At 55.6% G+C, this 24,744-nt stretch carries 22 protein-coding genes; 15 read left to right on the top strand and 7 right to left on the bottom strand.

Going from position 1 to position 24,744, the window contains the following annotated elements:
• The first annotated feature begins 87 nt into the window (after positions 1 to 87).
• The 5 genes from phoB (at position 88) to malZ (ending at position 7,275) form a co-directional block, all read left to right on the top strand.
• Positions 88 to 777, top strand: coding sequence for a phosphate response regulator transcription factor PhoB (phoB, locus tag GY169_RS18235; protein ID WP_035895131.1), 690 nt, complete (start codon positions 88 to 90; stop codon positions 775 to 777).
• A 21-nt stretch (positions 778 to 798) separates the two neighbouring features.
• Positions 799 to 2,094 (top strand): phosphate regulon sensor histidine kinase PhoR, encoded by a 1,296-nt coding sequence (phoR, locus tag GY169_RS18230; RefSeq protein WP_163445890.1) that lies wholly within the window; start codon positions 799 to 801, stop codon positions 2,092 to 2,094.
• A 409-nt stretch (positions 2,095 to 2,503) separates the two neighbouring features.
• The gene (gene brnQ / locus GY169_RS18225; protein ID WP_064547843.1) at positions 2,504 to 3,823 is read left to right on the top strand and encodes a branched-chain amino acid transporter carrier protein BrnQ; all 1,320 of its coding nucleotides are present in this window, start codon (positions 2,504 to 2,506) and stop codon (positions 3,821 to 3,823) included.
• Positions 3,824 to 3,950: 127 nt separating this feature from the next.
• Positions 3,951 to 5,303, top strand: a complete 1,353-nt coding sequence (proY, locus tag GY169_RS18220; protein WP_167577338.1) for a proline-specific permease ProY — start codon at positions 3,951 to 3,953, stop codon at positions 5,301 to 5,303.
• Between the two features lie 154 nt (positions 5,304 to 5,457).
• Positions 5,458 to 7,275: a maltodextrin glucosidase gene (malZ, locus tag GY169_RS18215; RefSeq protein WP_167577337.1), complete on the top strand. Its 1,818-nt coding sequence runs from the start codon at positions 5,458 to 5,460 to the stop codon at positions 7,273 to 7,275.
• On the opposite strand, the gene GY169_RS18210 is transcribed toward malZ, so the two are convergent.
• Entirely contained in the window at positions 7,269 to 8,171 is a 903-nt protein-coding gene (locus tag GY169_RS18210) for a LysR family transcriptional regulator (protein WP_163445891.1), read from the bottom strand. The genes malZ and GY169_RS18210 overlap by 7 nt on opposite strands.
• 274 nt (positions 8,172 to 8,445) lie before the next feature.
• Here GY169_RS18210 and GY169_RS18205 point away from each other — a divergent pair, with 274 nt between their 5' ends.
• Genes GY169_RS18205 through GY169_RS18195 form a run of 3 tightly spaced genes read left to right on the top strand, consistent with a single transcriptional unit; the run spans position 8,446 to position 11,577 of the window.
• On the top strand, positions 8,446 to 9,087 hold the full coding sequence (locus GY169_RS18205) for a hydrolase (RefSeq protein ID WP_003021513.1): 642 nt from the start codon (positions 8,446 to 8,448) through the stop codon (positions 9,085 to 9,087).
• A gap of 59 nt (positions 9,088 to 9,146) precedes the next feature.
• Positions 9,147 to 9,689, top strand: coding sequence for an antibiotic biosynthesis monooxygenase (locus GY169_RS18200; protein WP_065357845.1), 543 nt, complete (start codon positions 9,147 to 9,149; stop codon positions 9,687 to 9,689).
• A gap of 19 nt (positions 9,690 to 9,708) precedes the next feature.
• On the top strand, positions 9,709 to 11,577 hold the full coding sequence (locus GY169_RS18195) for an amidohydrolase (protein ID WP_163445892.1): 1,869 nt from the start codon (positions 9,709 to 9,711) through the stop codon (positions 11,575 to 11,577).
• Between the two features lie 59 nt (positions 11,578 to 11,636).
• Here GY169_RS18195 and GY169_RS18190 read toward each other — a convergent pair whose 3' ends face one another.
• The gene (locus GY169_RS18190; protein WP_167576533.1) at positions 11,637 to 12,239 is read right to left on the bottom strand and encodes a peroxiredoxin; all 603 of its coding nucleotides are present in this window, start codon (positions 12,237 to 12,239) and stop codon (positions 11,637 to 11,639) included.
• Positions 12,240 to 12,410: 171 nt separating this feature from the next.
• Complete coding sequence (gene acpH, locus GY169_RS18185; protein WP_167576531.1) at positions 12,411 to 12,992, bottom strand: ACP phosphodiesterase; 582 nt, start codon at positions 12,990 to 12,992, stop codon at positions 12,411 to 12,413.
• Between the two features lie 91 nt (positions 12,993 to 13,083).
• On the opposite strand from acpH, the gene queA reads away from it, so the two are divergent.
• From queA to GY169_RS23565, 7 genes are all read left to right on the top strand, one after another.
• Positions 13,084 to 14,154, top strand: a complete 1,071-nt coding sequence (gene queA, locus GY169_RS18180) for a tRNA preQ1(34) S-adenosylmethionine ribosyltransferase-isomerase QueA (RefSeq protein WP_163445894.1) — start codon at positions 13,084 to 13,086, stop codon at positions 14,152 to 14,154.
• Positions 14,155 to 14,209: 55 nt separating this feature from the next.
• The gene (gene tgt, locus GY169_RS18175) at positions 14,210 to 15,337 is read left to right on the top strand and encodes a tRNA guanosine(34) transglycosylase Tgt (RefSeq protein ID WP_012133574.1); all 1,128 of its coding nucleotides are present in this window, start codon (positions 14,210 to 14,212) and stop codon (positions 15,335 to 15,337) included.
• 22 nt (positions 15,338 to 15,359) lie between these two features.
• On the top strand, positions 15,360 to 15,692 hold the full coding sequence (gene yajC, locus GY169_RS18170; protein ID WP_002890398.1) for a preprotein translocase subunit YajC: 333 nt from the start codon (positions 15,360 to 15,362) through the stop codon (positions 15,690 to 15,692).
• 27 nt (positions 15,693 to 15,719) lie between these two features.
• Entirely contained in the window at positions 15,720 to 17,567 is a 1,848-nt protein-coding gene (gene secD, locus GY169_RS18165) for a protein translocase subunit SecD (protein ID WP_074398825.1), read from the top strand.
• Positions 17,568 to 17,577: 10 nt separating this feature from the next.
• Complete coding sequence (gene secF, locus GY169_RS18160) at positions 17,578 to 18,549, top strand: protein translocase subunit SecF (protein ID WP_064547857.1); 972 nt, start codon at positions 17,578 to 17,580, stop codon at positions 18,547 to 18,549.
• Positions 18,550 to 18,663: 114 nt separating this feature from the next.
• Positions 18,664 to 19,011, top strand: coding sequence for an HNH nuclease YajD (gene yajD, locus GY169_RS18155; protein WP_035895149.1), 348 nt, complete (start codon positions 18,664 to 18,666; stop codon positions 19,009 to 19,011).
• A 291-nt stretch (positions 19,012 to 19,302) separates the two neighbouring features.
• Positions 19,303 to 19,410, top strand: a complete 108-nt coding sequence (locus GY169_RS23565; protein ID WP_163445896.1) for a type I toxin-antitoxin system toxin Ldr family protein — start codon at positions 19,303 to 19,305, stop codon at positions 19,408 to 19,410.
• 83 nt (positions 19,411 to 19,493) lie between these two features.
• Here the strand turns inward: GY169_RS23565 and GY169_RS18145 are convergent, their stop codons facing one another.
• Genes GY169_RS18145 through GY169_RS18130 form a run of 4 tightly spaced genes read right to left on the bottom strand, consistent with a single transcriptional unit; the run spans position 19,494 to position 24,710 of the window.
• A complete protein-coding gene (locus GY169_RS18145; RefSeq protein ID WP_163445897.1) occupies positions 19,494 to 20,390 on the bottom strand; it encodes a glycoside hydrolase family 43 protein in 897 nt (298 codons plus the stop codon).
• 3 nt (positions 20,391 to 20,393) lie between these two features.
• Positions 20,394 to 21,695 carry a glycoside hydrolase family 125 protein gene (locus tag GY169_RS18140; protein ID WP_167576529.1) on the bottom strand — a complete coding sequence of 434 codons (1,302 nt, stop codon included), beginning with the start codon at positions 21,693 to 21,695 and terminating at the stop codon, positions 20,394 to 20,396.
• Positions 21,692 to 22,822, bottom strand: coding sequence for an ABC transporter ATP-binding protein (locus GY169_RS18135; RefSeq protein WP_167576527.1), 1,131 nt, complete (start codon positions 22,820 to 22,822; stop codon positions 21,692 to 21,694). The genes GY169_RS18140 and GY169_RS18135 overlap by 4 nt, the downstream gene beginning before the upstream one ends.
• A gap of 10 nt (positions 22,823 to 22,832) precedes the next feature.
• Positions 22,833 to 24,710 (bottom strand): beta-L-arabinofuranosidase domain-containing protein, encoded by a 1,878-nt coding sequence (locus tag GY169_RS18130; RefSeq protein ID WP_167576525.1) that lies wholly within the window; start codon positions 24,708 to 24,710, stop codon positions 22,833 to 22,835.
• Between the last annotated feature and the right edge of the window lie 34 nt (positions 24,711 to 24,744).

Below are 24,744 nucleotides of genomic sequence, written 5' to 3'. Positions count from 1 at the left end.
AAACGGTCATGTTTATCATAAAACTGTCATAAATCTGACGCATAATGACGCCGTATATAATACTGATGTCTAAAAACAGGGCAAATAATGGCAAGACGTATTCTGGTCGTTGAAGATGAAGCGCCAATCCGCGAAATGGTCTGTTTCGTGCTGGAACAAAACGGTTTTCAGCCAGTAGAAGCGGAAGATTACGATACCGCAGTGAGTAAACTGAATGAACCCTGGCCCGACCTTATTCTGCTCGACTGGATGTTACCGGGCGGTTCGGGGCTGCAATTTATTAAGCATATCAAACGTGAAGCCTTAACCCGCGATATTCCGGTGGTGATGCTAACCGCCCGCGGTGAAGAGGAAGATCGAGTGCGCGGCCTGGAGACGGGCGCGGATGATTACATTACTAAGCCATTCTCGCCGAAAGAGCTGGTCGCGCGCATTAAAGCCGTGATGCGGCGTATTTCCCCGATGGCGGTGGAAGAGGTGATCGAGATGCAGGGCCTGAGCCTCGACCCCACTTCCCATCGCGTGATGACCGGTGAAAATCCCCTCGATATGGGGCCGACTGAATTTAAGCTATTACACTTCTTTATGACTCACCCGGAGCGCGTGTACAGCCGAGAACAGCTGCTGAACCACGTCTGGGGCACTAACGTGTATGTGGAAGACCGCACCGTCGACGTTCACATTCGTCGTTTGCGTAAGGCGCTGGAGCACAGCGGCCACGATCGTATGGTGCAAACCGTTCGCGGCACGGGCTATCGTTTCTCCGCCCGATTCTAATTTTTGACAGGAGAGTGACGCGTGCTGGAACGGCTGTCATGGAAAAGGCTGGCCCTGGAGCTGCTATTATGTTGTCTCCCGGCTGTCGTACTGGGACTGATTTTTGGTTATCTGCCGTGGTTTTTACTGGCGGCAGTGACCGGCCTGCTGATCTGGCATTTCTGGAATCTGTTGCGTTTGTCGTGGTGGCTGTGGGTCGATAGAAGTATGACGCCGCCGCCGGGTCGCGGCAGCTGGGAGCCGCTGCTGTACGGGCTTAACCAGATGCAGTTGCGTAATAAAAAACGTCGCCGCGAGCTGGGAAATCTGATTAAACGCTTTCGTAGCGGCGCCGAGTCGCTGCCAGACGCCGTAGTGTTGACCACGGAAGAAGGGGCGATCTTCTGGTGTAATGGCCTCGCCCAGCAGCTGCTGGGGCTTCGCTGGCCCGACGATAGCGGGCAGAACATCCTCAACCTGCTGCGTTACCCCGAATTTACCCAACACCTCAAAAAGCGCGATTTTCTCAAGCCGCTGCATCTGGTGCTGAATAACGGTCGCCATCTGGAAATCCGCATTATGCCGTATACCGACCGTCAGCTGCTGATGGTGGCGCGCGACGTGACGCAGATGCACCAGTTGGAAGGGGCTCGGCGGAATTTCTTCGCCAACGTTAGCCACGAGTTACGTACGCCGCTCACCGTGCTGCAAGGTTACCTGGAGATGATGCACGAGCAGGTGCTGGAAGGGAACGTGCGCGAAAAAGCGCTGCACACCATGCGCGAGCAGACCCAGCGCATGGAAGGGTTGGTCAGGCAGCTGTTAACGTTGTCGAAGATTGAAGCCTCGCCGACGCTCGCGCTGAATGAAAAAATCGACGTACCGATGATGCTGCGCGTGGTCGAGCGTGAAGCGCAGACGCTGAGCCAGCAGAAGCATCAGTTCCGCTTTGAAGTGGATGAAACGCTGAAGGTGCTGGGCAATGAGGATCAACTGCGTAGCGCGATGTCGAATCTGGTCTATAACGCCGTCAATCATACGCCGGAAGGCACGTTGATTACGGTGCGCTGGCAGCGTGCGCCGCACGGGGCGCTGTTTAGCGTCGAAGATAACGGGCCAGGTATCGCGCCAGAGCATCTGCCAAGGCTGACCGAACGCTTTTATCGCGTGGATAAAGCGCGCTCCAGGCAGACCGGCGGCAGTGGGCTGGGGTTAGCGATTGTGAAACATGCCGTCAGCCACCACGACAGTCGCCTGGAGATTAGCAGTGAAGTCGGCAAGGGATCGTGCTTTAGCTTCCTGCTGCCGGAACGTTTAATTGCCAAAAACAGCGACTGATCGCCAGCTTGTCATCTTAACTTTCCACAGACCAGCCCCGGCTGGTCTGTTTGCTTTGCAGTCAAGGAAACGCTGCCTGATTAACGAACGTCTGGTTGTTTTTTGTTCGCATGATTAGCCGGATGTTTTTCTTAAATCCAGTTAATAAGTCTGGCCATTAATTGAGTATCAATATAATCATCTGGTTTTGCGATCCCGTGTTGCTTTAAAACGTTATAAGCGTTTAAATTGGCCCCCATACGGTCGTAAACAGACTGTATATACGCGGTAAATCAAAAAACTATTCTTATTTACTCCGCGAAGGGAGCATATCCCTCTGAGTTTATCGTTGGTTTGCTCTGTATCATTCCGCTGAATCCATTGCGATAAATTTGTTTTACAACACCACATCCACAGGCAGTAGTTACATATGACCCATCAATTAAAATCGCGTGACATCATCGCTCTGGGCTTTATGACCTTTGCGTTGTTTGTTGGCGCAGGTAACATCATTTTTCCTCCTATGGTTGGTCTGCAGGCCGGTCCTCACGTCTGGACCGCGGCGATTGGCTTTCTGATTACTGCTGTGGGTCTTCCGGTGCTTACCGTGGTCGCGCTCGCAAAAGTGGGCGGCGGCGTTGATAGCCTGAGCACGCCAATCGGCAAAGTGGCGGGCGTGCTGCTTGCCACCGTCTGCTACCTGGCGGTTGGGCCGCTGTTTGCTACGCCGCGTACCGCGACCGTCTCGTTTGAAATTGGTATTGCGCCGCTGACCGGTAGCGGTGAGCTGCCGCTGTTTATCTATAGCCTTATCTATTTTGCGCTGGTGATTCTGGTCTCGCTGTATCCGGGCAAGCTGCTCGATACCGTCGGCAACTTCCTGGCGCCGCTGAAAATTCTGGCGCTGATTGTGCTGGCCGTTGCTGCGGTTATCTGGCCCGCTGGCCCGATCAGCCATGCGCTGGATGCCTATGAAACCGCCGCGTTTTCTAATGGTTTCGTCAACGGTTACCTGACCATGGATACGCTTGGCGCGATGGTCTTCGGGATTGTTATCGTCAATGCCGCGCGTTCTCGCGGTGTGACGGAAGCGCGTTTACTGACTCGCTACACTATCTGGGCTGGCCTGATGGCTGGCGTCGGCCTGACGCTGCTGTATCTGGCGCTGTTCCGCCTGGGTTCTGACAGCGCGATTCTGGTCGATCAGAACGCCAACGGCGCGGCCATTCTGCATGCTTACGTTCAGCACACTTTCGGTGGTGCCGGGAGCTTCCTGCTGGCGGCGCTGATCTTCATCGCCTGTCTGGTGACCGCGGTCGGCCTGACCTGCGCTTGTGCCGAGTTCTTCGCTCAGTACCTGCCGTTCTCCTACCGTACGCTGGTGTTTATCCTTGGTTTGTTCTCAATGGCGGTATCAAATCTGGGGCTCAGCCATCTGATTCAGATTTCGATTCCGGTGCTGACGGCCATCTATCCACCGTGTATCGCACTTGTAGTACTCAGCTTTACGCGTAATTGGTGGCATAATTCGGGCCGCGTTATTGCACCACCGATGTTCATCAGCCTTGTTTTTGGTATCCTTGACGGGATTAAAGCCTCTGCGTTCGCAGACGTGCTGCCGGGGTGGGCCGCTCGTCTGCCGCTGGCCGAGCAGGGTCTGGCATGGCTGATGCCGACGGTCGTTATGGCGGTTCTGGCGATTGTCTGGGACCGTATGGCGGGTCGTCAGGTGACATCAAGCGCGCATTAATTCGCGTCGCAGAGTCAGGTGTTTTAACCACGGAACGTGATGTTCCGTGGTTTTTTATTTTGGGTACTTTCACCTAAGTCGTTCGCGGTGACGCGGGGATGATGGGTATGACATGGCACTGGAAACGATGGAAAACAACAAGCTGAAGCGCGGGTTAAGCACCCGACACATTCGCTTTATGGCCCTCGGATCGGCAATTGGTACGGGGCTGTTTTACGGCTCCGCCGACGCCATCAAGATGGCCGGGCCAAGCGTGCTGCTGGCCTATATTATCGGCGGCGTGGCCGCTTATATCATTATGCGTGCACTGGGCGAGATGTCGGTGCATAACCCGTCGGCCAGCTCGTTTTCCCGCTATGCGCAGGAAAACCTCGGCCCACTGGCGGGCTATATTACCGGCTGGACCTACTGCTTTGAGATTTTGATTGTCGCCATTGCCGACGTCACCGCGTTCGGCATTTATATGGGCGTCTGGTTCCCGGCGGTGCCGCACTGGATCTGGGTGCTCAGCGTGGTGCTGATTATCTGCGCCATTAATCTGATGAGCGTGAAGGTATTTGGCGAGCTGGAGTTCTGGTTCTCCTTCTTCAAGGTCGCCACTATCATCATCATGATCGTGGCCGGTTTTGGCATCATTATCTGGGGCATCGGCAACGGTGGGCAGCCAACGGGTATTCATAACCTGTGGAGCAACGGCGGCTTCTTCAGCAACGGTTGGCTCGGCATGGTGATGTCATTGCAGATGGTGATGTTCGCCTACGGCGGTATCGAGATTATCGGTATTACCGCCGGGGAAGCGAAAGATCCGGAGAAATCCATTCCGCGCGCCATCAACTCGGTGCCGATGCGTATTCTGGTGTTCTACGTGGGTACGCTGTTCGTGATTATGTCCATCTACCCGTGGAACCAGGTGGGTACCGACGGCAGCCCGTTTGTGCTGACTTTCCAGCATCTGGGGATTACCTTCGCGGCCAGTATTCTTAACTTTGTGGTGCTGACGGCGTCGCTGTCGGCGATTAACTCCGACGTGTTCGGCGTAGGCCGTATGCTGCACGGCATGGCTGAGCAGGGCAGCGCGCCGAAAGTGTTTGCGAAAACCTCGCGCCGCGGTATTCCGTGGGTGACGGTGATGGTGATGACCATCGCGCTGCTGTTTGCGGTGTACCTGAACTACATCATGCCGGAAAACGTCTTCCTGGTGATCGCGTCGCTGGCCACCTTCGCCACCGTGTGGGTGTGGATTATGATTCTGCTGTCGCAGGTGGCGTTCCGTCGCCGCCTGTCGGCTGATGAAGTGAAGGCGCTGAAGTTTAAGGTGCCGGGCGGCGTTGCGACCACGATTGTGGGGCTGGTGTTCCTGGTCTTTATCATCGGCCTGATTGGCTATCACCCGGATACGCGCATCTCGCTGTACGTTGGTTTTGCGTGGATTATCCTGCTGCTGGTGGGGTGGATGTTTAAAACCCGCCGCAGTCGCTAATCTTTGCGAACGTTGTTAAACCCGGCCTTGCGCCGGGTTTTTTGTCTGTGCAATCTGCGCCCCCGTCCTCCTCCCTACAAAAAAGTGTGAAAGAGGATTAGAGGGGCAGGGACGTATGGCAAGGTGTGCTCATTTTGATGATAGGGGATAGATGATGTTAAACGCCTGGCACCTTCCGGTTGCGCCCTTTATTAAGCAGCGGCAGGATAAACTGATTATCACGCTGTGGCTGCGCGGCGATGACCTTCCGCAGCGGGTGACGATGCGCGCGGAAGTGGACAACGAAGAGACAACGGTGCCCATGCACCGTCGCGGTAAATCGCCTGTAGTTGATGTTGTGCAGTGGCGTGCAGAAATCGCGCTGCACGAGGGCCAGCCGCGCCGTCGCTATGCGTTTAAGCTGTTGTGGAGTGACCGCCAATTATGGTTCGCGCCAAAAGGTTTGAGCGCCTTCCCACCAGCCAAGCTGGAACTCTTTGCCTATGATTGCCCGGATGACAGCCCGCAGTGGGTAAGCGAACAGATTTTCTACCAGATCTTCCCCGACCGTTTCGCGCGTAGTCAGAAGCGCAGTGCACAGCAGGACAAGGTCTATCATCATCATGCCGCCGGGCACGACATCATCCTGCGCGACTGGGATGAACCATTGACCGCCGAAGCCGGCGGCTCGACCTTCTACGGCGGCGATCTTGACGGTATCAGCGAGAAGCTGCCGTACCTCAAGGCGTTGGGCGTAACCGCGTTGTACCTGAACCCGGTCTTCACCGCGCCGAGCGTGCACAAGTACGATACCGAGAATTACCGGGAAGTGGATCCGCAGTTTGGTGGTAACGATGCGCTGCTGCGCCTGCGGCACAACACGCAGCGTGAAGGCATGCGGCTGATACTCGACGGCGTCTTCAACCATAGCGGCGACACACATGCCTGGTTCGACCGACATCACCGCGGCGACAACGGCGCGTGCCATGATGCGAGATCTCCGTGGCGGGATCGCTACAGTTTTTCTGCCGAAGGCAAGGCGCTGGATTGGTTAGGCTATTCCAGCCTACCGAAGCTCGACTATCAGTCATCAGCGTTGATTGACGAAATCTACGGCGGCGAGGACAGCATTGTGCGTCACTGGCTGAAAGCGCCATGGAGCATGGACGGCTGGCGGCTGGATGTGGTGCATATGCTCGGCGAAGCAGGGGGAGCGAAGAACAACCTCAAGCACGTGGCGGCGATAACGCAGTCGGCGAAAGCGGCACGCCCGGATGCCTTCGTCTTTGGTGAGCACTTCGGTGATGCGCGGCAGTGGTTGCAGCAGGATGCGGAAGATTCGGCGATGAACTACCGCGGCTTTACCTTTCCGCTGTGGGGGTTCCTGGCCAACACTGATATTTCATACGACCCGCAGAAAATCGATGCGCAAACCTGCATGGCGTGGATGGAGGATTACCGCGCCGGGCTGTCCCATCAGCAGCAGTTGCGCATGTTTAACCAGCTTGATAGCCACGATACCGCGCGCTTTAAATCGCTGCTCGGTCGTGACGTGGCGCGTCTGCCGTTGGCGGTGGTGTGGTTGTTCTGCTGGCCCGGCGTGCCGTGTATCTATTACGGTGATGAAGTGGGTCTGGATGGTAATAACGATCCCTTCTGCCGCAGGCCGTTCCCATGGAATGAAAGCCTGCAGGACCAAACGCTGCTGGCGCTGTATCAGCGCTTAGCCGCGTTGCGTAAAGCGACACCCGCCCTGCGCCACGGTGGATGCCAGGTGCTGTACGCCGAAGGCGATGTGGTGGTATTCCTGCGCGTATTGGGCGCGGAACGTGTACTGGTGGCGATTAACCGCGGGGAATCCTGTGAGGTGACGCTGCCGATATCGCCGCTGCTTGCTGTGGGGGAGTGGAAGCGCCGGGAAGGGGAAGGGCAACAGGCTGATGCCACGCTGTCTCTCCCGGCCATTTCCGCCACGGTGTGGACCGCTCATTGATACAGGTGAGCAATCTCAGCGCTGGCGAGTAGGGTTTCCCGCCACCAGCGCTGAGCTAAGCCATCGCTACCGTTACGCCATGCCATATAGGCAACATCCTTCTGACGGAAAGAGATAACCGATTTTTCGACCAGCTCGCCGGTGCTAAGCCACGGGCTGGCGATATGTCGGGGGAGAAAACCACAGCCGATACCGGCGCGAAGCAGCATCACCTTGCTATTAAAATCGTCAACACGAATTTGCGGCTGCTCGTCCATCAGATTAGTTTGCAGTGGGTGGCAATAGCGTGCACTGTCGCTGATGATCACCGCGCGGTGCAGGCACAGTTGTTCATTGGTTAAGTCTTCCGGCACCGCGGCAAGCGGGTGATTGGGGGAAACGACGAAAACATTGTCCAGCGTGCCGAGCATATGATAGGACCAGGCCGCAGATGTCGGCGGCTCGTTGATGGCGCCGAGTATGATATCCGCGCCGTTATGCGTCAGCTCTTCCCAGGAACCGGCCAGCGTATGGTGGGTGAAATTGAGGCGTGTTTGCCTGTTCAGCGCATAAAAGGCTTCGATGTGCGGCAGTAGGGCGGCAAAAGGAAATGAGTCATCCAGCGCAATCGCTAACTCCTTCTCCCAACCCGCGCTCAGCTGTAGTGCCTGTTTTTCCAGATCTTTTGCCGCATTCAGCAGGAGCCGCCCCTTTTCCAGCACCATTCGTCCGGTATCGGTGAATTTTGCCCGATGCCCGGAACGATCGAGCAGTTCGATACTCAGATCGCTTTCCAGCTTCTGGATCATATAACTCAGGGCGGCGGGTGTTTTAAACAGTGATTCCGCCGCCGCGGCGAAGGTACCGTGTTTGTCGATAGCGTCAAGGATCAGTAAGACGTCGAGATTAATGCGCATAAGAAAAAAATATCCTGAAAAATAAACCACTCAGTTGTAACGAATAGGGAAAAACAATGCTAGTGAATAAATTAGATGAAACCTGCGCATTTTTTTGATTCATGAATGAGATTCATCGTAATAAGAAAATAATACCGTCACAGGATGGTAAGTTTTCTTTAATAACTTGTTAGAAATTTCCCGCTATACTCAACAGGCTTTCTGATTCAGGATCCTGCTGCTGACGGCAGTGTAAGATCGTTGCCTTTTAACTTATTGATTAAGAAGGTGTGTTATGTCTATTCGGGAACTGATTGACCCTCAAAACTCTACTCTTATTTTTATTGACCATCAGCCGCAAATGTCTTTTGGCGTGGCAAATATCGATCGTCAAACGCTGAAAAATAATACCGTAGCGTTAGCGAAAGCCGGGAAAATATTTAATGTTCCGGTTATTTATACTTCCGTAGAAACCAAAAGTTTCAGTGGCTACATTTGGCCTGAATTGCTTGCTGTACACCCTGATGTAAAGCCTATCGAACGAACCTCCATGAACTCCTGGGAAGACGCTGCGTTTGTTAAAGCGGTGGAAGCCACCGGGCGTAAAAAGCTGATTATTTCCGCGCTGTGGACTGAAGTTTGCCTGACCTTCCCGGCCCTGATGGCGCTGGAAGCTGGCTATGAAGTCTATGTGGTGACCGACACTTCTGGCGGTACCTCCGTTGACGCTCATGAGCGTTCAATTGACCGCATGGTACAGGCTGGCGCAGTGCCGGTAACCTGGCAGCAGGTTCTGCTCGAGTACCAGCGCGACTGGTCGCGCAAAGAGACCTACGACGCGGTCATGGATCTGGTACGTGAACACAGCGGCGCTTACGGGATGGGCGTGGATTACGCCTACACCATGGTGCATGGCGCACCTGAACGTAAAGCCTAAGGTGAGGATGCCGACGGGGCCTCTCCCCGTCGGTTGGTCAGCGCAAGGAACCTATCGTCATGACGCAAAAGCACGTCACGCTGGTGATTACTCACGCCATTCGCCCTGAACACGTCGCACAATATGAAGCCTGGCTGGGCGAAATTATGCCCGTGGCGGCGAGCTACCCCGGCCACCTGGGCGCGAACGTGATTCGCCCGGTCGACGGGCAGACGGCGTGGAATATTATTATTCGCTTTGACACCCTCGAGCATCTTTACGCCTGGACTCAGTCTGACGTCCGTCGCCAGCTGGTTAATGAGATTGCGCCATTGCTCGGTGAAGGCGATCACACTGAAATTCGTACCGAACCCGCCTTCTGGTTTACGCCGCCCGCAGCGCATGTCCGCCAGCCGAAACGCTGGAAACAGTTTCTGATAACGCTGCTGGTGATTTTCCCCAGTACTAACCTGGTGCCCGCCATTACCGGCGCGCTGCTGCCCTCGTTAAAGGGAACCTTGTTGCTGCATTTTCTCAACGATGCCTGTGTGGTCGCGCTGGTGGTCTGGTTCTGGATGCCCATCGTGACCCGCCTGTTTGCCGGCTGGCTAAAAAAAGCCTGAGCTGGCCAAGGAGAACGTTATGTCACAAACAGCCACACTGATTTTAACTCAGGGGCAGATTCATACTCTGGACCCGCAACAGCCGCGCGCCGAAGCAGTGGCGATCGCCGATGGCAAAATCCTCGCTGTCGGTAGCGACGCGCAGATGTTGTCTTATGCGGGCGAAGGCACGCAGATTATCGACCTTCATGGCCACACCGTGGTGCCAGGGCTCAACGACTCGCACCTGCACTTGATTCGCGGCGGTCTGAACTACAATCTTGAACTGCGCTGGGAAGGCGTGCCGTCGCTGGCGGATGCGCTGCGGATGCTGAAAGAGCAGGCCGACCGTACGCCGTCGCCGCAGTGGGTGCGCGTTGTCGGCGGCTGGAGCGAGTTCCAGTTCGCCGAACGCCGTATGCCGACGCTGGAAGAACTGAATGAAGCCGCGCCGGATACGCCAGTGTTTGTGCTGCACCTCTACGATCGCGCGTTGCTCAACCGCGCGGCGCTGAAAGCCGTCGGCTATACCAAAGAGACGCCGGCACCGGCGGGCGGCGAGATCGTTCGCGATAACAACGGCAACCCCACCGGGATGCTGATCGCTAAACCAAACGCCATGATCCTTTACGCTACGCTGGCGAAAGGGCCGAAACTGCCGCTGGAGCAGCAGGTGAACTCTACCCGCCAGTTTATGCGCGAACTCAACCGGCTGGGCCTGACCAGCGCCATCGACGCGGGCGGCGGTTTCCAAAACTACCCGGAAGATTACGAAATTATCGAACAGCTGCATGCTAACAAGCAGATGACCATTCGTATCGCCTACAACCTGTTTACCCAGCGTCCGAAGCAGGAGCTGGACGACTTTGAGCGCTGGACCGATATGCTCAAGCCGGGGCAGGGTACGGATTTTTATCGTGCCAACGGGGCGGGGGAGATGCTGGTATTTTCGGCTGCTGATTTTGAAGACTTCCTGCAGCCGCGTCCGGATCTGCCGCCAGGGATGGAAGAAGAGCTGGAACGCGTGGTGCGTCATCTGGTCGAGCACCGCTGGCCGTTCCGCCTGCATGCCACCTATGATGAATCCATCAGCCGCATGCTCGATGTGTTTGAAAAAGTGAACCGCGAAATTCCGTTTAACGGTCTGCACTGGTTCTTTGACCACGCAGAGACCATTACCGAACGTAATATCGAACGTGTGAAAGCGCTGGGGGGCGGCATTGCGGTGCAGCACCGGATGGCTTTCCAGGGAGAATACTTTGTCGATCGCTACGGGAAAGACGCGGTGAAACACACGCCGCCGGTGGCGAAGATGCTGGAGATGGAGGTGCCGGTTGGTCTCGGTACCGATGCGACGCGTGTGGCGAGCTATAACCCGTGGACGGCGCTGTACTGGCTGGTATCCGGGCGAACCGTGGGCGGGTTGGCGATGTACGACGACGAAAATCGCCTGCCGCGCGACGTGGCGCTGGAGCTGTGGACGGCGGGTAGCGCCTGGTTCTCCAGCGAGCAGGGCAAAAAAGGTCGTATAGCCGCCGGGCAACTGGCAGATCTGGTGGCGTTGTCGAAGGATTACTTCAGCGTACCGGAAGAGGAGATTAAGGGGATTGAGTCAGTAATGACGATTGTCGATGGCCGCGTGGTGTACGCCGCCGGGCACTTTACCCCGCTGGCGCCGCCGCCCATTCCGGTGCTGCCGGAGTGGTCTCCGGTGGTCAAAGTGCCGGGACACTACCGTTCAGCGCCTCCGGGATCCGATCATATCGGCGCGGTAGTGCAGATGCACCAGTGCTGCGGCAGCTGCGGCGTGCACGGGCATCAGCACGATCTGGCGCGTAAATCCGGCGTGCCGGTATCTGATGACCGCGCTTTCTGGGGCGCGCTGGGCTGTTCCTGCTTCTCGTTCTAATCTTTCGACAACAAAAAAGGCTCGCAAAATGCGAGCCTTTTTAGCAGAACGCGAGCCGATTACAGGCTGGAGACGTTCTCGCTCAGGTATTTAGCCACGCCGTCCGGAGACGCGTTCATGCCTTCTTTCCCTTTTTCCCACTGCGCCGGGCACACTTCGCCGTGCTGCTCGTGGAACTGCAGCGCATCAACCATACGCAGCATTTCGTCAATGTTACGGCCCAGCGGCAGGTCGTTAACCACCTGGTGGCGAACAACGCCGTTAGCGTCGATCAGGAAGGAGCCGCGCAGCGCAACGCCTTCGTCCGGATGTTCGATACCGTAAGCTTTCTGGATTTCGCGCTTAATGTCAGCAACCATTGCGTATTTCACTGCACCGATGCCGCCTTTGTCGACCGGAGTGTTACGCCATGCGTTGTGAACGAATTCAGAGTCAAAGGAGACGCCAACCACTTCAACGCCGCGCTTCTGGAACTCTTCGTAACGTTTGTCGAAGGCGATCAGCTCAGACGGGCAGACGAAGGTGAAGTCCATCGGCCAGAAGAACAGAACGGTGGCTTTACCCTGGGTGTGCTGTTTGAAATTGAATTTCTCAACGATTTCACCGTTGCCCAGTACCGCTGCTGCGGTGAAGTCAGGCGCTTGACGAGTAACCAGAACCATGGGGTTCTCCTTTGAATTTATAAGGTTAATGGAACGCAACGCGGGCCAGTATAGGGAGGGTAAGCGGCTAATACAAAAAGGCTATGACGATTAATTGATTAGGTTTTACCTATCAATAATTTATTTTTTCCAAGTTTTTAAGAATAGCGCTTCCCGGCCAGAGCGCAAGGCCTACAGCGCTTTGTTTTTCGCCTGGCGCATCATTTGCGGATAAAACTGCCAGAAGCGGGTCTCCAGCTCGGCGTAGTGCGCGTCCAGATCGTGCCAGGAATCACGCAGCGCATCGAGTTTAGGTCGACGGCTGGCCATGCCGTTCAGTACGCGCTGGATAAACGCCATCTCGCCATAGCGTTCAAGCCAGCGTTCCGACCACAGGTGCTCGTTCAGGGTAATAAATCGCGCCGGAGCCTGGGGCAAAATAGTGATGACCTGCTCATGGGCATAGCGCACAAAATCGGGCAGGGCGATATCGGGTGAAATTTGCGCCCAGTGGCGGGAGAGAAAGTGGTCCCACATCACGTCAAGGGTGATTGGCGCGACCCGGCGCGTCTCGGGACGAAACCACTCGCGGGCCTCTTTCACCTGCGGCAGATTGTCGGTCATCACGTCGATGCGGCGATGCAGATGAATACCGTCAACAATGGCGGCCGGATAGTCCTGCTGCGGGTTGCCGCGCACAAAATCGGCCAGCAGATTGCCCGACAGCGAGCTGTCGGCGAGGTGTGCGAGATGCAGGTGAGCGAGAAAATTCATGGTTTACTGTTTATCCAGAGGGGTAAGGGTTGCAGGGACGACGCCCCGGCACTAGACTACCCGCCTCATTATTAAGCCCAGAGTCACAGTCATGCGCGTTGCCGATTTCTCCTTTGAACTACCTGAATCCCTGATTGCCCACTATCCACAAGCCGAGCGTAGCAGCTGTCGCTTGCTGTCGCTGGACGGGCCGACGGGCGCGCTGACGCACGGTACTTTCACCGATTTGCTCGACAAGCTCAACCCTGGCGATCTTCTGGTCTTTAACAACACCCGCGTGATCCCGGCGCGCCTGTTTGGCCGTAAAGCCAGCGGCGGCAAGATTGAAGTGCTGGTCGAGCGTATGCTGGATGATAAACGTATTCTGGCACATATTCGCGCCTCTAAAGCGCCGAAGCCGGGCGCCGAGCTGCTGCTGGGCGACGACGAGAGCATTAAAGCGACGATGGTCGCGCGCCACGACGCGCTGTTTGAAGTCGAGTTCGACGACGAGCGTAGCGTGCTGGATATTCTGAATGCGATCGGCCACATGCCGCTGCCGCCGTACATCGATCGTCCGGACGAAGATGCCGACCGCGAGCTGTACCAGACCGTGTATAGCGAAAAGCCGGGCGCGGTTGCGGCACCGACGGCGGGTCTGCACTTTGACGAACCGCTGCTGGAGAAACTGCGCGAGAAAGGCATCGAAATGGCCTTTGTGACCCTGCACGTGGGCGCAGGTACTTTCCAGCCGGTGCGCGTGGACAGCATTGAAGATCACATCATGCACTCCGAATACGCCGAAGTGCCGCAAGAGGTGGTTGACGCCGTGCTGGCGGCGAAAGCGCGCGGCAACCGCGTGATTGCGGTCGGCACCACCTCCGTACGCTCGCTGGAAAGCGCGGCGCAGGCGGCAAAAGATGAACTGATTGCCCCGTTCTTTGGCGATACGCAGATCTTTATTTTCCCGGGCTATCAATACCAGGTGATTGATGCGCTGGTCACCAACTTCCACCTGCCGGAATCGACGTTGATTATGCTGGTTTCCGCTTTTGCCGGTTATCAGCACACCATGAATGCCTATAAGGCTGCTGTAGAACAAAAATATCGCTTTTTTAGTTACGGCGACGCCATGTTTATCACGTACAATCCGCAGGCTATTTCTGAGCGTGTCGGGGAATAAATCCGCGACATGAGTATTTAAAACGTCGGACTGTTTTTCTGACGCAGGAGTTAAGATGAAATTTGAACTGGACACCACAGACGGTCGCGCTCGCCGCGGCCGCCTGGTTTTCGATCGTGGCGTAGTGGAAACGCCAGCTTTTATGCCTGTCGGTACCTATGGCACCGTGAAAGGCATGACGCCGGAAGAAGTTGAAGCCACCGGCGCGCAGATTATTCTCGGCAACACGTTCCACCTGTGGCTGCGCCCGGGTCAGGAAATCATGAAGCTGCACGGCGACCTGCACGATTTCATGCAGTGGAAAGGGCCGATCCTCACCGATTCCGGCGGTTTCCAGGTCTTCAGCCTGGGCGATATCCGTAAGATCACCGAGCAGGGCGTACACTTCCGCAACCCGATCAACGGCGATCCGATTTTCCTCGATCCGGAAAAATCCATGGAGATTCAGTACGATCTCGGATCCGACATCGTGATGATCTTCGACGAATGTACGCCGTACCCGGCGGACTGGGACTACGCGAAGCGCTCCATGGAGATGTCGCTGCGCTGGGCAAAACGTAGCCGCGACCGCTTTGATGGCCTCGGTAATAAAAATGCGCTGTTTGGCATCATTCAGGGTAGCGTTTACGAAGATTTACGCGATATCTCTGTTAAAGGTCTGGTAGAGATAGGCTTTGATGGCTACGCTGTCGGCGGTTTGGCGGTCGGTGAGCCGAAGGAAGACATGCACCGCATCCTGGAGCACGTTTGCCCGCAGATCCCTGCTGACAAACCGCGCTACCTGATGGGCGTTGGCAAACCGGAAGATCTGGTTGAAGGCGTACGTCGTGGTATCGACATGTTTGACTGCGTTATGCCAACGCGTAACGCCCGTAATGGTCATCTGTTCGTGACCGACGGCGTGGTAAAAATCCGCAATGCTAAGCATAAAAGCGACACGAGCCCGCTCGACGCTGAGTGTGATTGCTACACCTGTCGCAATTATTCGCGTGCATACTTGCATCATCTTGACCGTTGCAACGAAATATTGGGCGCGCGCCTCAATACCATTCATAATCTTCGCTACTATCAGCGCTTAATGGCTGGTTTACGCAAGGCTATTGAAGAGGGTAAATTAGAGAGCTTCGTGACCGATTTTTACCAACGTCAGGGGCGACCCGTTCCACCTTTGAACGTTGATTAATTTTAATAATGAGGGAAATTTAATGAGCTTTTTTATTTCTGATGCGGTAGCGGCAACAGGTGCTCCGGCGCAGGGCAGCCCGATGTCTCTGATTCTGATGCTGGTGGTATTTGGTCTGATTTTCTACTTCATGATCCTGCGTCCACAGCAAAAGCGCACCAAAGAGCACAAGAACCTGATGAACTCCATCGCAAAAGGCGATGAAGTCCTGACCAACGGTGGCCTGGTCGGTCGTGTAACCAAAGTAGCGGAAACTGGCTACATTGCTATCGCGCTGAACGACACCACTGAAGTGGTTATCAAACGTGACTTCGTAGCTGCCGTTCTGCCGAAAGGCACCATGAAGGCGCTGTAATATTCCGTTTTCCCAAAGGGAACTGCCGTGTTAAACCGTTATCCTTTGTGGAAGTATGTCATGCTGATCGTCGTGATTGTCGTCGGTCTGCTGTATGCGCTTCCCAACCTGTATGGTGAGGATCCGGCCGTTCAAATCACTGGCGTGCGCGGCGTCGCCGCCAGTGAGCAAACGCTGATCCAGGTCCAGAAAACGTTACAAGAAGAAAAAATCACCGCTAAGTCTGTGGCACTGGAAGAGGGCGCTATTCTTGCGCGCTTCGACACCACCGACATCCAGCTGCGCGCGCGTGAAGCGCTGATGGGCGTGCTGGGTGACAAATATGTCGTGGCGCTAAACCTTGCTCCGGCAACACCGCGCTGGCTGGCTGCGATTAAAGCAGAGCCAATGAAGCTCGGTCTTGACCTGCGTGGCGGCGTTCACTTCCTGATGGAAGTGGATATGGACACCGCGTTGGGCAAATTGCAGGAACAAAATATCGACAGTCTGCGCAGCGATCTGCGTGAGAAAAACATTCCGTATTCCAACGTACGCAAAGAAGATAACTATGGTCTGAGCATCACGTTCCGCGATGCTAACGCGCGCGATCAGGCTATCGCTTATCTGACCCCGCGTCACCGCGATATGGTTATCACCAGTCAGGGCAGCACGGCGCTGCGCGCGGTTATGACCGACGCACGTCTGAGTGAAGCACGCGAATATGCGGTTCAGCAGAACATCAACATTCTGCGTAACCGTGTTAACCAACTGGGCGTGGCTGAGCCGGTGGTTCAACGCCAGGGCGCAGACCGCATCGTGGTTGAGCTGCCGGGTATCCAGGATACCGCTCGCGCGAAAGAAATTCTCGGCGCGACGGCGACCCTGGAATTCCGTCTGGTGAACACCAACGTCGATCAGGCTGCCGCCGCTTCTGGCCGTATTCCTGGCGACTCTGAGGTGAAAAACACGCGTGAAGGTCAGCCGGTTGTGCTGTACAAACGTGTGATTTTGACCGGTGACCATATCACCGACTCCACTTCCAGCCAGGATGAATACAACCAGCCGCAGGTGAACATCTCGCTGGATAGCGCGGGTGGCAACATCATGTCTAACTTCACCAAGGACAATATCGGCAAGCCGATGGCGACCCTGTTTGTGGAGTACAAAGACAGCGGTAAGAAAGACGCGAACGGTCGTGCGGTGCTGGTGAAACAGGAAGAGGTGATTAACATCGCCAATATCCAGTCTCGTCTGGGTAACAGCTTCCGTATTACCGGTATTGGCAACCCGAACGAAGCACGTCAGCTGTCGCTGCTGCTGCGCGCGGGTGCGTTGATTGCGCCAATTCAGATCGTCGAAGAACGTACCATTGGTCCAACCTTGGGTATGCAGAACATCAAGCAGGGCCTGGAAGCGTGTCTGGCCGGTCTGGTGGTGTCTATCCTGTTCATGATCTTCTTCTATAAGAAGTTCGGCCTGATTGCGACCAGCGCGCTGATTGCAAACCTGGTGCTGATTGTCGGCATTATGTCGCTGCTTCCGGGCGCGACGTTAAGTATGCCGGGGATTGCGGGGATTGTGTTAACCCTTGCGGTGGCGGTCGATGCGAACGTTCTGATCAACGAACGTATCAAAGAAGAGTTGAGCAACGGGCGTTCGGTGCAGCAGGCGATCAACGAAGGCTATGCCGGCGCGTTTAGCTCCATCTTTGATGCGAACATTACGACGCTGATTAAAGTCCTGATCCTGTATGCCGTCGGTACCGGGGCCATTAAAGGGTTCGCAATTACTACCGGTATCGGTGTAGCGACGTCGATGTTTACCGCGATTGTCGGTACGCGTGCCATCGTAAACCTGTTGTATGGCGGCAAACGCATCAACAAGCTGTCAATCTGAGGAGTGCGTTGTGGCACAGGAATATACTGTTGAACAATTGAACCACGGCCGTAAAGTCTATGACTTTATGCGCTGGGACTTCTGGGCTTTCGGCATCTCGGGTTTCCTGCTGATTGCGGCCATCATCGTGATGGGCGTACGCGGGTTTAACTGGGGTCTCGATTTCACCGGTGGTACGGTCATTGAGATTACGCTGGAAAAACCGGCGGATATGGACGTGATGCGCGATGCGCTGGAGAAAGCGGGCTTTGTTGACCCGCTGCTGCAGAACTTCGGCAGCAGCCACGACATTATGGTACGTATGCCGCCGACTGAAGGCGCAGACGGCGGGCAGGTGCTGGGTAGTAAGGTGCTGAGTGTGATTAACGAATCCACCAACCAGAACGCCGCCGTGAAACGTATCGAATTCGTGGGGCCAAGCGTGGGGGCCGATTTGGCGCAAACCGGTGCGATGGCGCTGCTGGTGGCGCTGATCTCCATCCTGGTGTACGTCGGTTTCCGCTTTGAGTGGCGACTGGCGGCGGGCGTGGTTATCGCGCTGGCGCACGACGTGATCATCACCTTAGGGATCCTGTCGTTGTTCCATATCGAGATTGACCTGACGATCGTCGCGTCGTTGATGTCGGTCATCGGTTACTCGCTCAACGATAGTATCGTGGTATCGGACCGTATTCGTGAAAACTTCCGCAAAATTCGTCGCGGGACGCCTTACGAAATCTTTAACGTGTCGCTGACCCAGACGCTGCACCGTACGTTGATTACCTCCGGTACGACGTTAGTGGTTATTCTGATGCTGTACCTCTTCGGTGGTCCGGTACTGGAAGGCTTCTCGTTGACGATGCTGATCGGTGTCTCCATCGGTACCGCTTCGTCTATCTACGTGGCATCGGCGCTGGCGCTGAAGCTGGGTATGAAGCGCGAGCACATGTTGCAGCAGAAGGTTGAGAAGGAAGGGGCGGATCAGCCGTCCATTCTGCCGTAAGCTGACGCTGTCAGGTGCTGATAAAAGCCGTAACGCCGTAGGGTGTTGCGGCTTTTTTATTGCGCCTTTAGACTGGGACATTCCCTTACTTTTATTACTACATACCGGGTTATTATGGCTATCATCCCTAAAAACTACGTGCGGCTGGAAAGCGGCTACCGTGAAAAAGCGCTGAAACTGTTTCCGTGGGTCTGCGGGCGTTGCTCGCGTGAGTTCGTCTACTCCAACCTGCGTGAACTGACGGTCCATCATATGGATCACGACCATACCAATAACCCGGAAGACGGTAGCAACTGGGAGCTATTGTGCCTGTTCTGCCACGATCACGAGCACTCAAAATATACCGAGGCGGATCAGTACGGTTCGACGGTGGTGGCCGGTGAAGATGCACAGAAAGACGTCGGCGAGGCGACCTATAACCCGTTTGCTGACCTGAAAGCGATGCTGAATAAAAAGAAATAAGCGCCGCGCGCTGTAACGCATACATCGTCACTGGAATCCCGATCGCAAGGTCGGGATTTTTTCGTTTTAAAGTCATGCGGATAACAGCGAGAGGCGTAGAATCAGCGACAAGCCGGGGTCACCCGGTGAGGCGCAATGTTGCGGGGGCTTGATCCCCGGTGGCCTTGTCGCTGGAAAGAGAAAACCCCCGCACATTGTTCGGTATACACCGGCAACATAACGGGGGCTAACTTGACCCTAGACAAGTTGAGGATAGCCGCGAACCGTTGCCATTGCAACCAAGGCGGCACGATGACGCTCACGGAGTTGAGTATGGCTTTCTGGCATGACCTGGCAGCACCAACGCTGGTCGGTATTGCAACAAGCCTGTTTTTAGGCTGGTGGCATAACAGGAAGTAATGCGTAGTGGGCGCGACTCACCGCTGCATGGCAGCATGCGCCCGAAACGGGCCAGAGGGTGACCTCTGGCCTTTTTTGCGAATTTAAAGAGACATTGCTTCGGTCATCAGCACTGGCTGTATCTGGTCCTCTTCAAAAACCATTTTATCCAGGCATAACATTCGATGGCCGGCCTCACTGTCTCCAGGAATGCGTCGATGGTAGGCAATGAGCCATTCATCATTATCATTAAGCGCAATACAGCTATGGTGGCCCGGACCGTCTGCCAGAGCCTGCGCCGCAAGGATAGTTCTTTTCGGGCCATTAAAGGTAAAGGGAGAATCGCTATCGGCGGTGACGACTCGATAGCTGCCGTCCGTCCAGTTACCTTCTGACCACATAAAATGGTAGCGCCCGCGACGCTTAATCATACAGGGGGCTTCAACGTAACCAGGAATAATGATTTCGCGGAACATCTCGCCGTTATCAAAGGGGATGAAGCCGTTCATTTGCGAATTCATCTGCGCAACGTTACAGTGCCGCCAGCCTCCGTAGTAGAGATAAATTTTGCCATCGTCATCGGTAAAGAGATGGGCGTCGATGGGCTGTGCGCCATGAATAAAACGGCCGACTAACGGCTTTTCCAGTAACGCGCGGAACGGGCCTGCCGGAGTATCGGCGACGGCGATTTCAAGCCCTCCTTCCTCTTCATCACTTTGGATGTCGTTTGAGGCGAATATTAAGAAATACTTTCCGTCTTTTTCGACGATCGTCGGTGCCCAGACCGCGCGCCAGATCCACGGAAAATCGTCCATCTGGATGATGCCTTCATGCTTTTGCCAGTGAACGAGATCGGGGGAGGAAAAGGCGTCAATGTTGCGCTGCATCTGATAGTCGGTGATGGAACGAGTGACGTAAATCCAGTACTGATTTTCATAGAAGCGAATTTCCGGGTCGGCATACCAGCCGTCAACCAGAGGATTTTTAACAATAACAGGCATAGACTATTCCTTGTTGGCAATCAGTTTGCTTACAGACAGGCCGCAGTAGTCCAGCACCAGTTCGCAGAACATGGCATTGGCCCATGAGAACCAGGGTCGGGTAAAGCGAGCGGGATTGTCGGGATCGAACGATTCATGCATTAATCCGCTCCCCGCGTCGGTTGCCGTCATCATCTGGATCATGGCGAGTTTTTCCGCCGGATCGCGTGCGGTGAGCCCCTGTACCGCCAGCGCAATCGGCCAGATGAATCCTGAAGGCGTGTGTGGGCTGCCAACACCCTGTGCGAAACGTCCGCGATGAAAATAGGGGTTATCGCCGCTGAGAATAAACCGGCGGGTATTCAGATAGCGCGGATGATCGTTGGCGATCGCGCCCAGCAGCGGCAGTGAAAGCAGGGAAGGCACGTTCGCATCGTCCATCAACAGGTAATGCCCGGCGCCGTCCGTTTCATAGCAATAGATTTCACCATAATCAGGATGACGAACGACCGCGTGTTTTTCTATCCCCTCCTCAATGGCTGATTTCAACGCGGTGGCCCGACGTTCGAGGCGGCGATTGTTCAGTACTTCGCGTGCAATCTCCGCCAGGTAACCCAGCACGACCGAGGCGAAAAAATTAGCGGGCACCAGATACCCCCAGTCGCAAGCATCGTCACTGGGGCGAAAACCGGACCAGGTCATGCCGGTATAGCTGACCGGCGCGCCTTTTCCTTCATAGCCCAGAGTGTCCGTTGGGGCCGGCGGGTGTGGGCGCTCAAAGCGGTAGGGGGAGCGGCTATGATGGTGCTGCTCGATTTCCCATTGATTGAGAACCAGCGAGCAGGCGCGGGTAAAGGTGTCCGTAAAGTAGCTTGTTATCCCGGTGATTTTCCAGAATAGCCATGCAAGCTGTAGCGGATAACACAGCGAGTCTACCTCGTATTTACGTTCCCAGATCTGCGGCTGCATGTGGGTTAGATCGCTCTGATGGCCCGTTGAGTCCGGATAGCGATTGAAGGCGTTGGCATAAGGATCGAGAGTAATAAAGTGCATCTGTTGCTGGATTACGCCAGCAATCATTGCCTGCAGTTCCGGATGTTGCTGACAGAAAAGCAGGTAGGGGCGCATCTGGCAGGCGGAGTCCCGCAGCCACATCGCCGGAATATCGCCAGTGATGACAAATACGCCGCGATCGCCGCGCTGTAGCGTGGTATCAAGCGTGTTCGTCAGGGCATGCCTGAGCGTTGCTGCAATGGTGTTGCTGCCCATCTGCTGGCGCACCTGCTCGCAACATTGCTGAATAAACTCCCGATTTTCAATATTCATGGCTGAGTTGTTCCCTGTGAGGGCAGGCGTGGACATGCCTGTTCATGGCGATCGAACAAGTGGCAGCGGTGTGCTGGCAGCTGCAAATGAATCATGCTGCCGCGAGGGTGATGATGGTACCCATTGAGTTTACAGGTCAGTTCGCCCTCCAGATAAAGACAGGTCGCATCGCCGAGCTGCTCGATAAACTGGATACGGCGTTGCAGGAGATTCTCCTCATTGCCGTCTGCCAGCAGCAGATGCTCCGGACGGATACCGACCGTGACGTTTTCACTGACTGAAAGCTGTGCGCCGTCAACGTTAATAGCCAGTATTTCTCCGCTTTCCAGCCTGACACTCACCGAGTCTGCGCGAATTTTGACGACCTGGGCCGCTAAAAAATTCATCTGCGGTGAGCCGATAAAGCTGGCGGTAAACTTGTTTCTCGGCTGTTCGTAGAGCTCCATTGGCGAGCCAATCTGTGCGACGCTACCGTACCGGTTTACGCTATCACCGCTGTTGAGCAGCACGATTTTGTCCGCCAGGGTCATGGCTTCAATCTGGTCATGGGTGACGTAGACCGTGGCGACATTTTCAAAATCGCGGTGCAGACGGCCAATTTCGAGACGCATTTGCGCGCGTAGCCCGGCGTCAAGGTTGGAGAGCGGTTCGTCAAACAGGAAGGCGCCGGGCTTGCGGACAATAGCGCGGCCAATCGCTACGCGCTGGCGTTGTCCGCCGGAAAGCGCGGCGGGACGGCGAGTCAGGAGCGCTTCCAGTTGCAGTGATTTCGCCGCCGCCGCGACCTGGCGTTTCACCTCGTCTTCCGGCATCTTCGCCATTTTTAACGCGAAGCCCATGTTTTCTTCCACCGTCATATGCGGGTAGAGCGCATAGTTCTGGAATACCATGGCGATGCCTCGTTCAGAAGAGGGCACTTCGGTCATGCGTTTATCGTCGATGTATAACTCACCGGCGGAGATCTCTTCCAGCCCGGCGATCATCCTCAACAGCGTGGATTTTCCGCAGCCGGAAGGTCCAACAATGACGCAGAATTCGCCCTGTTGGATGGTCAGATTGATGTTATTGATGACTACCTGTTTTGCCGAATAGGCTTTGTAGACGGACTCCAATCTTATTGTTGCCATGGTTTTGTCCTTACGCTACGTCAGTCTGTTTTTCACGGCCGTCCAGCCACGGAAACTGCGCGATACGCAACCGCGCGCAGCCGTATGGAACCAGCAGCACCGAGGACTGCACGCTCAGGGCGGCGTGCGCCGGGCTGTTGGGCATCGGCCCTGCGGAATTATCGACGACCTTCCATGTCGGCAAACGGTAAGCGCTAAGGCGAAGCTTAATCGGCGCGGACTCCAGCGCGAACGGCTGCTCTCCGGAAGCATGAAGCTGTAGTTCACGGACGACGACGCCCTGATGAGGATGAATATCCAGCGCATAGTTCCACTCTTTCTTCGGCTGCAATTCCCAGTCGCCGCTGGGCGAGCCGCCAGGGATAGGCCGCCAGATTTCACCGGGCGTCAGCGCCATCAGCAGCGGGCCGTAGTAAACGCTAACGGCGTTATGAATACGTCTTTCCGTGCGAACCTGGCGTTCAAAGGTCAGGGTGACAACATCACCGGCCCGCCATTCACGGGTGAGCGCAAAATAGCCTTTGCCATCGCTATAGCTCAGGGGGGCGCCGTTTACCGTAATGGCTGAGCCGGTACTCCATTGGGGAATACGTAGCCACAGCGTTTTGTCGCCCGTCGGCGCATGATTTACGGTAAAGATTAGATCGGTGTTGAACGGATAGTCGGTCTGCACGCAGACGTCCCATGCGTCGGTAGTGACGCGGCAAGGTGCGTAGACCATACTGGCGAGGTTGTTCGCTTCATCCTGCATAAACAGGCTATTGCAAAATTTTGGCCAGCCCTGATGGAAGTTAGCGGTGCAGCAGCCAAAGTTCGGCTCCAGGCCGAAGATGTTGCAGTCATCGCCGCTGTAGGTCCAGTTACGGGGCGCGATGCTGGCAGCAATCTGGTTAGGTTGCTGGTGGTACTGATGCGACATCATATCGGCGCTGACGCCAGCTGGAAGGGCGTTGAAAGCGACACGCTCCAGCCGTTCGGCCAGTTGCGCATCACCATAAATGCGCAGCATATTTTCCAGCGAGAACATCAGTTCAACGATAGCGCAAAGCTCAACACCCTGCTCCGGGGCCGAGCCCGCCAGAAATTCATCACCGGAAAATATTCCCTGCGGCTGGCCGTGATAGATGTCCAGCTCGGCGAAGCAGCGCTTAATTTCCTCCAGGCGCAGACGCTGCTGCTGTGTGTCGTCCTGCATGGCGGAATATTTCATCCCCATGGCGACGTTAACCACATGAGTGAGGTGAGAGAAGTAGGTCACCGGGCCGGTAGGAAGCCGATGGAGAATAAAATCAGGCCAGTTATCCCCTTGTGCTAACAACACTTTCGCCAGCTGAGGGAGCAAGTCATCTTCTGGTAGCTGTTTCCACGCCCACAGCACTGACAGCACATTGTCGGCGGCGCGCGCTTTGCCCCAGTCGCTCAGGGGACGTGTGGGCAAATGCCGAAGTTGATAGTGGCAATAGCGCTGGATAAAGGGCAGTACGCGAGCGTCACCAGTGGCGTCGGCGTACTGGGTTAGTACCTTCAGCGCCACCATTCTCGGCCACCAGTCGACGTTGTTTTGTGGGCCAAACCAGCCGTCGTTATCCTGGCTATTCAGCATCCACTCTACCCATTTCTGGCTCTGTTCGATCAGCGACCGATCCTGCAGGCAATAGGCGAGCGGCAGCAAGCCATCGAGGTAGTAGGGCCCGCGTTCCCAGCTTTCACCGCTGCCGCCAAGCCAGCCGCTGTTCGCGCCGACATCCGGCCAGATATCCTCCAGTTGCCCGGATAGCCCTTGGGCCTGAAGCGTCAGCTGGCGCTTCAGCCAGCCTTGAGGAAGGATTTTTCCGGGAGGGATAAATGATAGCGTGCCCGGAATAGCTGAGACAGTACTTAACTTCATGCGAAATATCCTTTTAAAGTAGAGGGCGTGAGCC

The sequence above is a fragment of the Kluyvera genomosp. 3 genome (assembly GCF_011765685.1).
GTDB lineage: Bacteria > Pseudomonadota > Gammaproteobacteria > Enterobacterales > Enterobacteriaceae > Kluyvera > Kluyvera georgiana_A.
This window is presented reverse-complemented; position numbering and strand designations above follow the sequence as displayed.

Coding starts and splice junctions, on each gene's coding strand:
- malZ (WP_167577337.1), top strand. CDS start 5,458: ATGTTAAACGCCTGGCACCTTCCGGTTGCGCCCTTTATTAAGCAGCGG.
- acpH (WP_167576531.1), bottom strand. CDS start 12,992: ATGAATTTTCTCGCTCACCTGCATCTCGCACACCTCGCCGACAGCTCG.
- GY169_RS18195 (WP_163445892.1), top strand. CDS start 9,709: ATGTCACAAACAGCCACACTGATTTTAACTCAGGGGCAGATTCATACT.
- tgt (WP_012133574.1), top strand. CDS start 14,210: ATGAAATTTGAACTGGACACCACAGACGGTCGCGCTCGCCGCGGCCGC.
- queA (WP_163445894.1), top strand. CDS start 13,084: ATGCGCGTTGCCGATTTCTCCTTTGAACTACCTGAATCCCTGATTGCC.
- GY169_RS18130 (WP_167576525.1), bottom strand. CDS start 24,710: ATGAAGTTAAGTACTGTCTCAGCTATTCCGGGCACGCTATCATTTATC.
- GY169_RS18205 (WP_003021513.1), top strand. CDS start 8,446: ATGTCTATTCGGGAACTGATTGACCCTCAAAACTCTACTCTTATTTTT.
- GY169_RS18210 (WP_163445891.1), bottom strand. CDS start 8,171: ATGCGCATTAATCTCGACGTCTTACTGATCCTTGACGCTATCGACAAA.
- phoB (WP_035895131.1), top strand. CDS start 88: ATGGCAAGACGTATTCTGGTCGTTGAAGATGAAGCGCCAATCCGCGAA.
- GY169_RS18200 (WP_065357845.1), top strand. CDS start 9,147: ATGACGCAAAAGCACGTCACGCTGGTGATTACTCACGCCATTCGCCCT.
- yajD (WP_035895149.1), top strand. CDS start 18,664: ATGGCTATCATCCCTAAAAACTACGTGCGGCTGGAAAGCGGCTACCGT.
- GY169_RS18190 (WP_167576533.1), bottom strand. CDS start 12,239: ATGGTTCTGGTTACTCGTCAAGCGCCTGACTTCACCGCAGCAGCGGTA.
- GY169_RS18145 (WP_163445897.1), bottom strand. CDS start 20,390: ATGCCTGTTATTGTTAAAAATCCTCTGGTTGACGGCTGGTATGCCGAC.
- proY (WP_167577338.1), top strand. CDS start 3,951: ATGGAAAACAACAAGCTGAAGCGCGGGTTAAGCACCCGACACATTCGC.
- yajC (WP_002890398.1), top strand. CDS start 15,360: ATGAGCTTTTTTATTTCTGATGCGGTAGCGGCAACAGGTGCTCCGGCG.
- brnQ (WP_064547843.1), top strand. CDS start 2,504: ATGACCCATCAATTAAAATCGCGTGACATCATCGCTCTGGGCTTTATG.
- GY169_RS18135 (WP_167576527.1), bottom strand. CDS start 22,822: ATGGCAACAATAAGATTGGAGTCCGTCTACAAAGCCTATTCGGCAAAA.
- GY169_RS23565 (WP_163445896.1), top strand. CDS start 19,303: ATGACGCTCACGGAGTTGAGTATGGCTTTCTGGCATGACCTGGCAGCA.
- GY169_RS18140 (WP_167576529.1), bottom strand. CDS start 21,695: ATGAATATTGAAAATCGGGAGTTTATTCAGCAATGTTGCGAGCAGGTG.